General features: G+C 65.7%; 19 protein-coding genes and 1 pseudogene. 2 read left to right on the forward strand and 18 right to left on the reverse strand.

Annotated features, from left to right (window positions below; all coding sequences use genetic code 11):
• Positions 1 to 2 precede the first annotated feature (2 nt).
• Positions 3 to 845: a hypothetical protein gene (locus tag L995_RS33085; RefSeq protein WP_156136065.1), complete on the forward strand. Its 843-nt coding sequence runs from the start codon at positions 3 to 5 to the stop codon at positions 843 to 845.
• On the opposite strand, the gene L995_RS13280 is transcribed toward L995_RS33085, so the two are convergent.
• Genes L995_RS13280 through L995_RS13310 form a run of 7 tightly spaced genes read right to left on the reverse strand, consistent with a single transcriptional unit; the run spans position 842 to position 7,216 of the window.
• Positions 842 to 1,348 (reverse strand): hypothetical protein, encoded by a 507-nt coding sequence (locus L995_RS13280; RefSeq protein WP_047472199.1) that lies wholly within the window; start codon positions 1,346 to 1,348, stop codon positions 842 to 844. The two genes, L995_RS33085 and L995_RS13280, sit on opposite strands and share 4 nt — an antisense overlap.
• A complete protein-coding gene (locus L995_RS13285) occupies positions 1,345 to 1,923 on the reverse strand; it encodes a glycoside hydrolase family protein (protein ID WP_047472200.1) in 579 nt (192 codons plus the stop codon). Before L995_RS13285 ends, L995_RS13280 begins: the two co-directional genes overlap by 4 nt.
• Positions 1,920 to 2,246, reverse strand: a complete 327-nt coding sequence (locus L995_RS13290) for a hypothetical protein (protein ID WP_052195801.1) — start codon at positions 2,244 to 2,246, stop codon at positions 1,920 to 1,922. The genes L995_RS13285 and L995_RS13290 overlap by 4 nt, the downstream gene beginning before the upstream one ends.
• On the reverse strand, positions 2,243 to 4,612 hold the full coding sequence (locus L995_RS13295) for a portal protein (RefSeq protein WP_047472201.1): 2,370 nt from the start codon (positions 4,610 to 4,612) through the stop codon (positions 2,243 to 2,245). The genes L995_RS13290 and L995_RS13295 overlap by 4 nt, the downstream gene beginning before the upstream one ends.
• The gene (locus L995_RS13300; RefSeq protein WP_047472202.1) at positions 4,599 to 5,021 is read right to left on the reverse strand and encodes a hypothetical protein; all 423 of its coding nucleotides are present in this window, start codon (positions 5,019 to 5,021) and stop codon (positions 4,599 to 4,601) included. The genes L995_RS13295 and L995_RS13300 overlap by 14 nt, the downstream gene beginning before the upstream one ends.
• A 30-nt stretch (positions 5,022 to 5,051) precedes the next feature.
• Positions 5,052 to 6,425 (reverse strand): PBSX family phage terminase large subunit, encoded by a 1,374-nt coding sequence (locus tag L995_RS13305; protein ID WP_082001544.1) that lies wholly within the window; start codon positions 6,423 to 6,425, stop codon positions 5,052 to 5,054.
• A complete protein-coding gene (locus tag L995_RS13310; protein WP_047472203.1) occupies positions 6,422 to 7,216 on the reverse strand; it encodes a terminase small subunit in 795 nt (264 codons plus the stop codon). Before L995_RS13310 ends, L995_RS13305 begins: the two co-directional genes overlap by 4 nt.
• 138 nt (positions 7,217 to 7,354) lie before the next feature.
• On the opposite strand from L995_RS13310, the gene L995_RS33090 reads away from it, so the two are divergent.
• Entirely contained in the window at positions 7,355 to 7,684 is a 330-nt protein-coding gene (locus tag L995_RS33090; protein WP_156136066.1) for a hypothetical protein, read from the forward strand.
• Between the two features lie 85 nt (positions 7,685 to 7,769).
• Here L995_RS33090 and L995_RS33095 read toward each other — a convergent pair whose 3' ends face one another.
• From L995_RS33095 to L995_RS13365, 11 genes and pseudogenes are all read right to left on the reverse strand, one after another.
• Positions 7,770 to 8,171 (reverse strand): hypothetical protein, encoded by a 402-nt coding sequence (locus tag L995_RS33095; protein WP_156136067.1) that lies wholly within the window; start codon positions 8,169 to 8,171, stop codon positions 7,770 to 7,772.
• Positions 8,161 to 8,370: a hypothetical protein gene (locus L995_RS13320; RefSeq protein ID WP_047472205.1), complete on the reverse strand. Its 210-nt coding sequence runs from the start codon at positions 8,368 to 8,370 to the stop codon at positions 8,161 to 8,163. Before L995_RS13320 ends, L995_RS33095 begins: the two co-directional genes overlap by 11 nt.
• Positions 8,367 to 8,672 carry a hypothetical protein gene (locus L995_RS13325; protein ID WP_047472206.1) on the reverse strand — a complete coding sequence of 102 codons (306 nt, stop codon included), beginning with the start codon at positions 8,670 to 8,672 and terminating at the stop codon, positions 8,367 to 8,369. Before L995_RS13325 ends, L995_RS13320 begins: the two co-directional genes overlap by 4 nt.
• 13 nt (positions 8,673 to 8,685) lie before the next feature.
• A complete protein-coding gene (locus L995_RS13330) occupies positions 8,686 to 9,039 on the reverse strand; it encodes a hypothetical protein (protein ID WP_047472208.1) in 354 nt (117 codons plus the stop codon).
• Between the two features lie 13 nt (positions 9,040 to 9,052).
• Positions 9,053 to 9,616 carry a nuclease domain-containing protein gene (locus tag L995_RS13335; RefSeq protein ID WP_047472209.1) on the reverse strand — a complete coding sequence of 188 codons (564 nt, stop codon included), beginning with the start codon at positions 9,614 to 9,616 and terminating at the stop codon, positions 9,053 to 9,055.
• Positions 9,616 to 10,116: a recombination protein NinB gene (locus tag L995_RS13340; RefSeq protein WP_047472211.1), complete on the reverse strand. Its 501-nt coding sequence runs from the start codon at positions 10,114 to 10,116 to the stop codon at positions 9,616 to 9,618. Before L995_RS13340 ends, L995_RS13335 begins: the two co-directional genes overlap by 1 nt.
• Positions 10,109 to 10,555 carry a hypothetical protein gene (locus L995_RS13345; protein WP_043791615.1) on the reverse strand — a complete coding sequence of 149 codons (447 nt, stop codon included), beginning with the start codon at positions 10,553 to 10,555 and terminating at the stop codon, positions 10,109 to 10,111. Before L995_RS13345 ends, L995_RS13340 begins: the two co-directional genes overlap by 8 nt.
• Positions 10,552 to 11,262 (reverse strand): HNH endonuclease, encoded by a 711-nt coding sequence (locus tag L995_RS13350; protein WP_043791617.1) that lies wholly within the window; start codon positions 11,260 to 11,262, stop codon positions 10,552 to 10,554. Before L995_RS13350 ends, L995_RS13345 begins: the two co-directional genes overlap by 4 nt.
• Positions 11,259 to 11,462, reverse strand: a complete 204-nt coding sequence (locus L995_RS13355) for a hypothetical protein (protein ID WP_043791618.1) — start codon at positions 11,460 to 11,462, stop codon at positions 11,259 to 11,261. Before L995_RS13355 ends, L995_RS13350 begins: the two co-directional genes overlap by 4 nt.
• Positions 11,459 to 12,241: a hypothetical protein gene (locus L995_RS13360; protein WP_047472213.1), complete on the reverse strand. Its 783-nt coding sequence runs from the start codon at positions 12,239 to 12,241 to the stop codon at positions 11,459 to 11,461. The genes L995_RS13355 and L995_RS13360 overlap by 4 nt, the downstream gene beginning before the upstream one ends.
• Positions 12,234 to 12,755: pseudogene (locus L995_RS13365) on the reverse strand (helix-turn-helix domain-containing protein); the annotation flags it as partial. The gene L995_RS13360 and the pseudogene L995_RS13365, both read right to left, overlap by 8 nt.

Genomic DNA, 12,755 nt, shown 5'->3' on the forward strand with positions numbered 1-12,755 from the left:
AAATGAGCAAAGTCTATGGTATTTACGGTTATGAAATAACCAAAGAGATTAATGGACCGGGTTTTAAAATTGAACCAATTTCCGAAAGCGTCCAGACATCCCATATATCGGCAGCGGATGAAGAATCCTACCACCTCACAGCACTCGTACATGGGGATCTCGCGAATGCAAGACTTATATTTCAGCTACAAGCAATCTTAACCTTTATAGAGCAAAGGGAAGTATTAATTTCCGGCCCTCACTTGTGTGCCAAGGATGAAAAACACAAGAACATCGCAAATAAAATTTCAATCCCCAGAACTGGAACACCGGGAAAATTCACTGTTTTACAAGATTACTATTCCAATGATGGCAGGTCAGAACTAATTATCAAATGCCTTTCCCTTCTTAACGACGAAAAGCACTGCAACAACACAAGATACGACACTCTCTTATTTAGAAATGTCGAGACACTGAGATTGCGCACCATAATGGTGGAGCTTTTTTACTTCCTACATTTTTCTGCATTAGAGTCACACGCCCGCGCAGTTCTCAAAGACACAAGAAGCAGCGCTGCGAATGTAATAGCAAGACAACTTTCAGCTTATAGGCTCAATGTAGAAGAGCTAAATCTCATGGATGATCAAAGCTCGATTTCCACATACTCCCACATTAGGAATTCAATATTTCACAACGGAGAATTTAACCCCACCGTAAATTATAATTCGTCGTACAAAACATTTAAAGCAACAGAATTTCTGTCAGCCCTCGTTCAACTATCGAATCTAACAGTATTAAAAGCCACAGGCTTCGACGATGGACACATAAATTGGAATGGCTGGAAAGATCGCCAAACATTTATTTAATTCAACTTTTCTGCACTAGGTGAACGCAGTGTGAATATCATTGGCCAGGCGGCGTCGAAGGTCTGGACATCAGTTGCGTGCCCTGTAGCTTTTGCTGCCATGTCCCCATACGCTGCGCGGCAGTCGTCGTATACGGCAATGAGGGCAGTGGCGTACTCAAGGACGGCGGCGGGGGGAGCACTGGCAAGTCGGCGGGCGGCATCTGCGGATTGCTCGCGCAGGCCGTCAGAGACAGTGCGCAGCTGGTCAAGATCACGGCGCAGCAGCGCCTCACGGGTCCGGGCTGCATTGAGCGCCTCCTGGTAGTTGGTGTTGATGGACTGCTCTGCCCTGCGCACGCGGGCGTCGGCTGTGCGCTGGGCGGTGCTGGTGGCCAGTTGCTGGGTGGCGGCTTCCAGCCGGACATCGGCCAGCTCGGCGCCCAGCCGCGCGCTCTGGTAGCTCCAGGCCAGAAACGCGGCGAGGCCTGCGGCGGCCACATGGGTGATGACGCGAACGCTCATTGCTGAGCCTCCATGCATGCGGCGTACCGCGCCTGCTGACGGGTCCAGACGCCGCGGCAAACCTTGTTGCCGGGCGCCGAGCAGTCGAAGCGCCACCGCGTGGCCCGGCCGGCCGCGTCCCACTGGTAGGCGCTGTAGCCCTGCAAGGCCTGGCTGCTGGTCATGTAGCGATAGGCCAGGTAGGACTGGCAGGCGCCGGCATAGTCGCCGGCCCGAGTGCGCACCAGCATCGAGGAACCGCGCCAGACGCCGCATCCATACTGGCCCGCGAAGTCCACGGCCTGGGCGAACTCGACCGGATGCACCAGCGTGTCGCCCAGCGAGGCCCGCACGCAGGCACCATATTCCTGGTCCAGCAGGTTCGCGGCCAGTTCGCGCGCCCTCTCCCGCGTGATCGGCGGGTCAGCCATGGTCACGCGCGTGCCGTCCTCGTAGCGCGTGGCGCCGTGGCCGATGGTGGGCACATCGCCGCGCACCGGGATGATGGGTGCGGTGCTGAACCCTTCGGCCGCGATCCAGGAGGCCAGGATGGCGGCGCCAATGCCCAGGCTGGCGGCAGGCACACGGCTCGTCATGGCTCACCTCGCTCGCTGGAGGCAGCCATGCGCACGATGCGCGCGCGGTCTGCCTGGTGCTCCTGGTCCATGCGGTAGTCGCGGCGCCACTTCCAGGCGAGATGCGCGACCTGCAAAGCGATCAGGATCAGGGTGGCGACGATCACCCAAGCATTGCCCGTGAGGCCCAGGAACGTGGCTTCCGTCTGCTGGGTGGCAACGGCGCCCGCGCTGGCACCCACGGCGGGCGCGGACTTCACGCCGGCCAGGATCAGGTCGTTCTTGTGCTCGGCGGTCAGGCCGTTGGCCAGGCCGAGCACTTCCTTGAGGGTGTCGATGTTCATTGTTCGGCGGCCGGCTGGCTGTCGGTGGTTGTGGTGGGGAAGCGGTCCAGCTGGGCGCCCATGGCGTCGAGCCGTTCGCGGCTGGCGGCCTGGATCTGGGCCACGCGCTCGCGCGAGTCGGCCTCGATGCGCGCAACCTGCAGGCGCACGTCCTGGTCGCCCTTGATCTGCAGCGTCTTGTTTGCCAGGTCGGCCTGGGCCTTGGCCAGCTTGCGGCGCAGCTCGTCCAGCTCCATGTCCGCGTCGCGGCGCACGGTGGCGGCCACGCCTTCCATCTGCTGGGCCAGCGCCTGGTTGCCGCCGGCGGCGCGCTTCTCCTCGGCCTCGGCTTCCAGCTTCTCGGCCCGGGCGTTGATTTCCCGAACCTTGGCCTGCTGCTCGGCCAGCGCCTGGCGCGCGCTCTCCTGCTGCATCTGCAGAGCCTCGGCCTGGGCCTGCATCTGCTGCTGGACCTGCTGCTGCTCCTCGGGCGTGAGGGGCTTGTTGGGGTCGCGCTCGCCGGTCAGCTTGCGCAGCTCGTCGGCCACCAGGTCGTTGTTCGGCAGGTCCGAGTACTCCATTGCCAGCGTCATGATGCGGATGGCAACCTCGGGCGGCAGCCGGCCCGCCAGCTGGTTCAGGCTCTCGAACATGACCTGGCGCAGCGTGCCCGAATAGTCCTGCTCGGACACCACGAAGTCGGCCATGCTGGCCGTGATGTCGTTCAGGTAGCGCACGCTCCCGTCTGGCTGGACCTCGGGCTGGTTGACCTTCACCCAGTCCAGCCGGCCCTTGTGGCCCGTGAGGCGGATCACCTTCTCCTCCGTGTACCACTGCTCCACCAGGCTCAGCAGCTTCTCGCCCTGGATCTGCACGGCGAAGCGCAGGTTGTCGAAGGGCTGCGTGGTCACGACCGAGCCCTGCAGCTGGCGGGCCTCGATCGCGCGGCCACTGACGGCATTGGTGCGCCGGCCCAGGTTCTCGTCGCTGATGCCCGCAGACTTCTGGATAGCCTGGCCATCCAGCGTCATCATCTGCACCTGGCCGGCGGCCATCTCGCTGTCACGGTGGACCTCGAACTTCTTGCCGGCCTTGTAGATCACCACGCCGTCCGGCTGGTTGACCTCCTCGCGCGCCTCGTTGATGTCATCGAAGGCGCCCTTCTCCGCGAAAATTTGGTTCGTGGACAGCAGGAACAGCGCCTTGCTGGCCCGCTTGTTCAGGTCCATCTGCAGATCGCGCACGCGGCGCACTACCCCGTAGGGCATGCGGTCGCGGCCGCGCCGGTAGCACCAGATGGGCGTCAGGCTAAAACTGTTGTGGCGCATGGGCGTTGGGCCCAGGGCCAGCAGATGGCCCTCGGTGAAGACCGCGACGTGCATGCGCATGGCAACACGCTCCACGATGGAGCCGCCGTGCGCACCCACCACGGCGCGCAGCGCATGGTCCCAGGGCTCCACGAACGAGCCCTTGAAGGGGCCGCTGGTCACCACCTGGACGGGCGCCGGCATGCGGAACTGGCACTCGATCAGGCGCACGCGGCGCCGCGCCTCGCTGTCGATGTTGCCGCGCCCGCCGGCCAGGTAGCTGCCGCTGGTGCCGCTGACGTGGCGCTCGCTGGTGTGGCCCTGGAAGAAGAACTCATCCTCGGCCCACTGCTGGGCGCTGAATTCCTCCTCGCGCAGCACGGCCCGCTCCAGCACGTCGCGGCGCTGTGGGTACATGGTGATGGCCACGTCCTCGTCCACCCAGCGCGTGCGGAACAGGTAGCGCGCATCGCTCAGGTCCGGCTCCATGGCCATCGAGTCCCAGAGCACATTGCGCCAGTCCTCGTACTTGTCATAGATGATGTCCTTGGTGGGGTCGTTGCGCACGCCAGAGTCCACCCAGCCCACGCCCACCTTCACGGTGTCCTCAAAGGCGCGCGAGCGGTTGAAGGTGGTGCGGTTCACGTCGCTGACGTACTTGAGCACCTTGGTCTTCACGTCGGCCAGCTGCACGTCGTCCTCGGCACGCGGCAGCACGCTCCAGTCCACGCGCGCACGCCGCTCCGTGCCAATGAGCCAGTCGCACATCACGGCCACCTCGTTGAACACCAGAGGCACCTGGCCGCGCTCCTCCAGCACGGCCGCGTCGGCAGGGTCCCACTGGTCGCCGTCGTAGTAGTCGGCGTCGATGGACATCTGCAGGCGGTTCTCGGCCTGGATCTCGCGCTCGCGGTAGTACCAGCTCAGGAGCTTGCGCAGGGTCTTGCGAGCCTCTGCCTGGTCCAGAGGGTGGGCGGGCCTGTCCTCCTCCCCGTCCAGGTCAAACTCCAGCGGCACATCGTTCAGGATGCGCTCGCCCACGCCCGCGCGGCGGTTGAAGCGGGCCTCAGGCTGGGACATATTCCGCCCCCGCGTCAGGGATGGTCAGAGCCTCGGCCGCGATTTCCTGGCCGTTGGACTTGACCACCAGGGTACCGAACTCCTGGCCCGCGCGCTGCCATGTGGGCTCGCTGGGCATGCCCACCAGGTCGGGCAGGCCCTCGTTGACGATGGTGGCCACGCGCACCCAGTTCGGCCGGTTGGGCTCGATGCCCAGCACCTCGCAGGCCTTGACGCAAGCGCGGGCCAGGTAGGCCGGGTCATCGTAGAGATAGGCCGCGCTCTCCATCACCACGTACCAGGGTGATTTCGAGCGGTAGGCGGGGATCAGGACCAGCGCGCGCTCGGCGTTGATCCAGGTGTAGACGGCCAGCAAGTCCCCATGCTGGCGGTGAAGGTGCGCTTTGCGCAGGTCGATACATGCAGGCATGCCCGCGAAAGTGGCAGGCTTGGTACGGGATCAGCGCGCCATGCCGCCTCCGCGCGCTCGCCTTGGCTTCGCGCCTGCTGTGTCGTTGTCCATCAGTGGCAGGGCCATGTTGATGTAGCGCCACACGTCCGCGCCGTGGCTGGCGTCATCGTGCAGCGGCGGCCCAGGCTCGCCCGTGCGCGGGTCGATCTGGCGCTTGTACCGGCTCAGGCAGTCCAGCAGCTTGGCGCAGCGCTTCGCGTCGATGTAGGCCGAGGAGAAAATTCCGCGCGCCAGGCGAATGCCCGACTCCAGGCCCGCGCGCTCCAGCACCACCACCTCTCGGCTCATGTCCTCCAGGATCTGCTGGGCCGTCTGCCCGGTCTTGAAGTCGCCGTGGGCGCCATCGTGCGGCAGGAAGTCCGTGCCCCAGCGGTAGGGCAGCTTCTCCATCTGCTCCACGTACCACTCCAGCGTCTTCTGGTTGTCCTGCATGAAGTTGATGACGCGGAAATCCATGGCCGTGCGCTGCACGAAGGCGATGGCCATGTTGTCGGCCCAGCCCAGGTCCCAGACCGTGTGCACGGGCAGCTTGGGGTTGTAGGGCACCAGGCACACGCGCTCGTCGTTGTACAGGCGCTCCACCTCCTTGGCGTAGATCGCGCCGGCCAGCGTGCGCTTGGGGCGGCCCTCCCAGATGTTCCAGTAGGTGTCCGGGTCGCGCTTGAAGTGCCGGCGGCGCTCCTTCTCCAGCACCTCGGGGAACCATGGGTTGTCCCGCCAGTTGATCTCGCACAGCCAGGTGTCGCTGTCGGCGGCCTCGATGAACCGGGCATAGGTGGCGTCCGTGGCCAGGTCCGGGTTGAGCGTGAGCCAGATTTCCGAGCCAGGCCGGCGGATGGTCGGCACCAGCACCTCCCAGGACCGCGCGCTGACGCTCTGGGCTTCTTCCACCCACACGATGTCGATGGCTTCATAGGACTTGATCGAGTCCACCGTGTGGCTCTGCAGACCCGCAAACAGGATCAGCGTGCCGTTGGCCCCGCGAATCTCCGTGTCCAGCACCTCGTAGAAGCCGCCCAAGCCCAAGGCCGCGATCTGGTCGGACAGCAGGCGGTGCACCGAGTCCCGCATGGACTTCTGGATCTCGCGCGCGCACAGGATACGCAGGGGGCGGTTGCTGCCCATCACCAGCAGGGCCATGGCCACGGACCAGGACTTGGCCCCGCCGCGCCCGCCGTACATGACCTTGAAGCGCTTGGGCTGCCACAGGCCGCGCAGCTTGGCGGGGAACTCCACCCGGACGCGCGCGCGGTCTACCTCGTAGTCCTCGGCAAAGTCGGGCTCCAGGTCCTCGCCAGCCAAGGCCGCATCCAGGGACAGCGCGAGGATGGACGGACGGGGGTTTGTCGGTGGCAGCTTCATGCGGCCTCCCCATCGCGCGGATCGTTCTCACGAGGCGGCGCATCCACGAAATGCACCTCGAAGTGGCCCACCCCGCCCCCGCCGCCCTGCTGCTCGTTGTCGCGCTTGTAGAGCCCGTGGTAGCGCATCAGCTTCTCGGCCACGTCCAGCTGGCTGTGCACGTTGATCTCCAGCCCGTATTTGCCCTCCTTGGCGCCTGCGAACAGGGCAAGGGCGCCGCGTGGCATGGTGCGCGTGTCCTTGAGGATGGCCCGCGGTCGGCCAGCACCGAAGCACTCCGGGCACTCCGGCACTGGCGGCTTGTTCGCGTCGTAGCCCACACCGCCCAGCTCGGGGAAGTCCTGGGGCGCCTTGCCGGCGTCCAGCCACTTCTCGCGCTTTGCGTTGTATTCCGCCAGCGTGTACTGGTACTCATGAGCCACACCGTGGCAGTGCCTGCAGGCGGAGACGTAGACCTCAACCAGGTCGCGCGGATCGGCCATCAGCATGTCGTTGAGCCGCCGCACCACGTCCTCGGCCTTCACCTCGGCACGCTCCACCGCAGCCTGGCTGAACTCCTTCACATACGCCTGCACCTTGGCATCTCTCAACAGGCGCGCCCCCTGCGATGCCGCCGTAGCAGCGCTGTAGCCTGCCGCGATGGCCGCCTGCGTTGCGTTGAAGGCCAGGGCCACATACTCCCGCGCAAAGGCCCTGTGCCGGTCCTCCGTGGTGATGTGCTGTTTCTTCGGTGCCGCACCATCCTTGGCCTTGGTGGTCTTCGCGGTCTTGCGGGCAGGTTGCTTCTTCATGCTGCCGAAGCTGGCAGGCTTGGCACGTCAGCAACAACTCTGCCAAAGAAAAAGCCCCGCGCTGGGAGGCCCGGGGCAATTACATAAAAGTGCTGGTCAAAGCTAGCGCGTCGGCACCTGGATTGAAGTCATCCGGGAATGAAACGCTCGCAGTTGTTGCACTTGAACAGCTTTCGAGACTTATCCACCCCTTCACCAAACTTTGCGCCAGCATACACGCCCACTGTCCCGGCGGTCAGCGCTGCAGCGATCCTCGGCGCAACAGCAACAATTGCCGACGCGACTTTTGATGCGGGAGACGGTATCGCGCTTGTAGCAGCAGCTGCTGCTGCAAAGCCTCCTGCGGCTGCTGCGGTTCCCCCCACGGCCGCCCCAACCTTCTCTCCAGTATTCACCAATACAACAAAGTCGGAGGTCTTGCACTTTGGACACTTAGGTGTTGTTATAGCCATGGGTGTAGATATCTAAGATTCAACGTTTACTTTTGGCATACCAGCCTTATCAGACTCTGATTGTTACATCAAAGCTGATGAATCGGCGAAAGCATCTCTGCTTAACGCACCAAGGGCACTAGGACCAGCACTACAGCGACTATCAGCACCACGTTGTCTTCGGCCAAGTGCAGCAGATCGCGCAGGCCATGTGCCACCCGCCTATCGACATCCCATCCGGGCAGGGAATCAACCTGATACCTGGGCGCCGCATTCGACATGAGCCGCATCTTCTCGCGGAACAGCGCCTCCTCTTCCTGCTGCAGCGTCTGCACCACCTTGCGCCAATGCCGATAGGCCCCCCTGGGAGTCGGCGCACACCCAAGCGGTGCATCACGCAGTTGGTGCCAGTTGGGTAGGGAGCGGTCCAGTGTCTCCAGATAGGACGGTTGCGCGCAACACCACAAGCCCCGCCCGCTCACCAGCACCAATCGCGGCGTCTCTATGCGCCCGTCAAGCTGCATGCTTCTTCCCCTTGGGGTTCAGGATCTTGCGCAGCGCGTCGGGGCTTTGGCCCAGCGGGCGCCGGCACTGGCCCTGAAAAGGGTTGCCGCCCCGCCAAGTCGTCAGCTGGTGCGCGGGCGGGATGAACAGCACGGCGCCGTCCTCCCTGTATGCGTAGATGTCGCCCGCCTGGGGCTGGCGTTCCGTGGTCGTGGTCATGTTGTCGATCCCTCTTTCAGTCTGTAGCGATGCACTGGCTTGCGCGCCGGCAGCTCCGTGAGCCGGCTTTCCACCTGGCACTCGCGCACCAGGTACTGCAGCGCCCAATCAATCTCCCCCTTGCTGCGGCCCAGGGCCAGGACCAGCTCGGCATGGAAAAACCAGCGCCCGGGGGCCTGGCGTAGAAACCGCAGCAGCACGTCGGTGCCACTGCCCGGGCGGATGACGCCCGCAGGGCGCGGGTTGTTGTGCCGCGCCCCCTCCTCGTGCCAGCCCTCCAGCTGGCCAGCCATCCAGTCCATGCAGCTCAAGAAGTCAGGCCCTCGCGGTGTAGGCGCCCATCAGGCCCTGCTGCTCCAGCCATTGCAGCGATTCCGCGCTGGCCGCGCGTACCAGGTCGTGGCGCCCGTGCTGCTCGCACTTCGCAATGAGGGCGAGCAGGAACTGGTGCCTCTTCGCCTGGTGGGCAGCATCGCGGGCTTCATCGACCAGCGCGCGCACGTCGTGAATCTCCAGCCGCAACGCCGCGCGGCGCTCCTCCAGCGCAGCACGAGCGCCACGCGGGCCGGTAGTCCCATCCTCCAGATAGGCCCGCTTGGATGCAGCGAGGTCGAGCTCAACCTGCAGCAGCTCGCGGCGCAGGGCGTTGTATCGGGCAATCGTGGTCATGTTCTCCCCCGTATCAGAAAAAAATCGGTGTTGCATTCAGCAGGCCCAGCGCCCACAGCACAGCGGCGCGGTCGCGGGCATCGGTGTTGGGAGCGCCGGCCAGCGCACGCCATGCCAGGACCTGGCGCAGGTGCGCGGCCATGAACGCGGATTCCTTGCGCGCAGCAGGCGCAGGCCCCTGGTCCAGCCAGGAATGGCACGCGGCGCAGCCCCAGGCGCTGTAGTGGTCGTCGGCCTTCCTGCGCTCGCCCTTCCCGTGGATGGACAGATTGCTGTGGCAGCAGACCACGGTGGTGGTGTCGTTCGTGCAGATCCCCGGTACCAGCAGCAGGCACTGCTGACCCTTGGCCAAGGCACGCAGGCGCGGGTTGCGCTGGGCCACGGTCTTCGGCGCGGGCACGACCCGGTGCTGGTCGATGAGCGCCACAGTGGCAGCGCGCGGCCGGGCCTCGGCCATGGCGCGGGCAGCACGGGCCTCCAGGCGCTGCTCGCGCGCCAGCTCATGGGCGGCATGGGACGCAGGAGCGACCCGCCGGCGGAACCCTGCCCCGCCGGACTTGAAGGCAGTGCGGCGCATCAGGGGCACACCCCGCCAATCACCTCGCCCGTGTCCGGGTGGGTCTGCTCGCGCTCCCATTGTTCGAAGGTCGCCGGGAACTCCACGTTCAACTCGTTGATGGCGTGGGCCATCACGCGGTCGATCAGGTCGCCGTACTCGCGCACGCCCAGGCTCTCCGTGCTGATGCGCTCCTGCGTCGTGGTCGTGGCGCCGCTGATCGGGTCATGGTGCGTCACCGCACGGCTGCCCAAGTACTCGGCGCGGAAGTGCTCCTTCCAGGTGGCTTTCGAGTGCCGGCGGCCATCGATGACGACCTGGCGCGCGATCTCTGCCAGCACGAAGTCGTGATAGAAGGTCCGCTGCCTGTCGGTCTTGGCGTCCTCGTGCAAGCGCACGAACACCTCCAGCCGGCGGCCGGCCTCCCACTGCTGCATGCACCAGGGCGCCACGCGCTGCAGGAAGTTGGCCCGGGCCTGCTCGGGGCCGTCCCAGTGGGCGTGCAGGGCAATCTCAGCCATGGCGGCCTCCTCGCAGGTCAGCGGCGCGGCGGTAGGGCCAGGCCACCATGGCGGCGTCGCGGCTGTGCTCGTTGCTCGGGCCCGTCCAGCCCGTGACAGCCGCGAAGCGCCGCGCATCCAGCTTGCCACCCTTCCCTGCCGGGCTGATGCCGTGGGCCGGGATGCCCAGGTCTGCGCAGTGCGCCGTGATGTCCGCACAGCGCGCGTCCACCTGGCCCACGTTGCGCGCCATCTTGGCGCTGGCGGCGCCTGTCTTGCCGCGCGTCCAGGTATGCGACTGCAGCCGGCTGTCCTCGAAGACCACGCGCGACGGCATGCGCGCGGCCAGCGTGCGCTCGATGTGGTGAGGCGGAATCGTCAGCAGCTCCACCAGCTGGCCGTCCACGAAAACGGCCACGCCCGTGTTGGCTCCAGGGTCCATTCCAAGAATCACGCTCATGCCCGCGCCCTCCCCGGGATCAGCGCGGTGAACATGCCGCCCTCTTCCCGCCACGTCTCGTTCCTGCGGATCTGACCGATGGTGGGCTTGGAGACGCCGTAGCGCTCCGCCAGCACAGTTTCCGATTCGACGCTCGCGCGGATGGCCCGCACCTTCTCGATGGTCAGCTTGCCGCGCGCTGCCTGTTGTGCGCGGGCAATGCGCAGCTTGGTCAGCGGCGTGAGGCTGCGCCCCCGGGACTTGTCCGCGCGCGTTCCCAGCTTCATGTGCTCATAGGCCACGCATGCGGGGTCATCACAGGCCGCACGGACTGTCTGCTGCAGGCCCAGCGGACCGCGCTTGATCGTCCAGACCACGCGGCGCGCCGCCGTGGGTGGGCCGTCCGGACCGAACCGCACCATGGGGCCGCGGCGCGGATCGATGTAGCCCGTCCAGATCAAGCAGCCATCCACGGTGCGACGGCACTTTCCTTCGATCAGCTGCAGGCGCAGCTCGTCGGGCATCACCCACTCGGTGGTCACGTAGTGCGGGAAGCGGTCCAGCTGGATCAGCCGGATGAGGCGCTGCGCCGTCAGTTCATCGATGATCGCGCGCAGTTGGGCGCGGGCTGGATCGGACATGGTGCCGGCCAGCGCCGCGTACTGCACGGGGCCGGCCTCGATGGTGGCCAGCACCTGGTCGCGGGCAAACTCAAACCTGCGGGTCATTGGGAATTCCTGAGCGAGAAGTGGTAAACGCCGAACCCATCAGGGCCGGTGCTTTCGGGGCGGACGCGGCCGGCGCGCACGGCTGCCTCAGCCTCGACCTGGTTGACGGAGATTTCGCGGCCGTGCTGGACCGCGTAGAAGCGGAAGCCGGGCCGGCAGCGCAGCACGGCGCCGGTCTTGAGCAGCTGCAGCAGGGTCATTGCTGGCCCCCCTGCAGGTAGCCGGCCACGGCCGCGGCGCTTCGGCGCTTGGCCTGACCCAGGCGCATGCGGTCGGCACGGGCCTCGACCTGAGCACGGGTGTGGCGTTTGGCCTTCATGGCGAAGGCATCTCGCAGCGTGGCCAGTTGGGCCAGCACCTCCCGCCTCGGGCCCGTGGGCACGGACTCGGGCGCCGGCAGCGCCAGGGCCGCGCGCGGTGCCGGCAGCTGAAGCTGCTCGCGCAGGTCGTCGGTCAGGCCCTCCAGACCGCCCAGCAGCAGGCCTGCGGCTATGGCCTCCTGCACGGCGCGCGTGCGGCCCTCGGGGTCGTGGCCCAGGCTCACCTGCACCACGGGCCGGCGGCGCAGCGCGCGGGCCTCGCCAGTGATCCGACCGTAGGCCTCGATGAATGCCTGCCGTGCACCGAACTTGTCGCCAGCAGTGAGCAGCGGCGCAGCCACGGCCCAGGCCTGGGCGATCTCGTCGGTCCACACCACGGTGGCCTGCTGGTCAGCACTGGTCAACGCCAAGCCATAGGCTTCGGCGGGCAGCATGCGGCCCATGGCGTGGTCCACGTACTGCAGCACGGTGCCGGTCAGGATCGGTCCGCGATGCTCGGCACGGATGCGGGCCAGGGCCAGGCGCAGCACAGGCTTGTCGATGTGGGTCAGGTCTTCCGCCAGCAGCAGAAGCGCAGCAGGCCGGACCTGCTGGCCGCTCAGCTCCATCGTGGCGCCCAGTTCCTCCAGCAGCCAGTCGGTATCCAGATGGTCACGCATTGCCGCCCTCCCCGTTGCCCCGGCCGCCGCGCTGGCGCAGCAGCCGCTTGGCCTCCTCGATGGCGTCGAAATTGGCGCTCGTCTTGTCCGCCGCCTGTGCAGCCGTGCCGGTCACCGCCTGCCCACGAGCCCACTGCGTTCGGTAGCTTTCGGCCTGGTTCACCAGCACACCGACGCCGTGCGTGTTCTTGACCACAAAGGCCTCGTTCACGTGGGCCACGTACCAGGCTGCGACCAGTGGAGCCTCTTCATGCCCCAGGCGTTTGACCAGCGTCTTCACGTTGGCGTTCACAACCTGGTTGCGCACCGGCTTGACGCCATACCGCTGCTCGTAGGCCAGGCTGTAGGCCGACCAGGTGGCGCGGCATGCGACCTGCACTGCGGTCTCGCCGTTGCCCTCTGCAACGTCCACACCGTCGCGGCCCGGCTGCGCAGCAGGCGGGAATGGTTCTTTGGCGGTTCCTTTACGGTTCCTATTACGGTTCAATGATGATTTGGGTGCGCCATCTGCACC

It is taken from the genome of Delftia sp. ZNC0008 (assembly GCF_000799035.1).
Classification (GTDB): Bacteria; Pseudomonadota; Gammaproteobacteria; order Burkholderiales; family Burkholderiaceae_C; genus Comamonas; species Comamonas tsuruhatensis.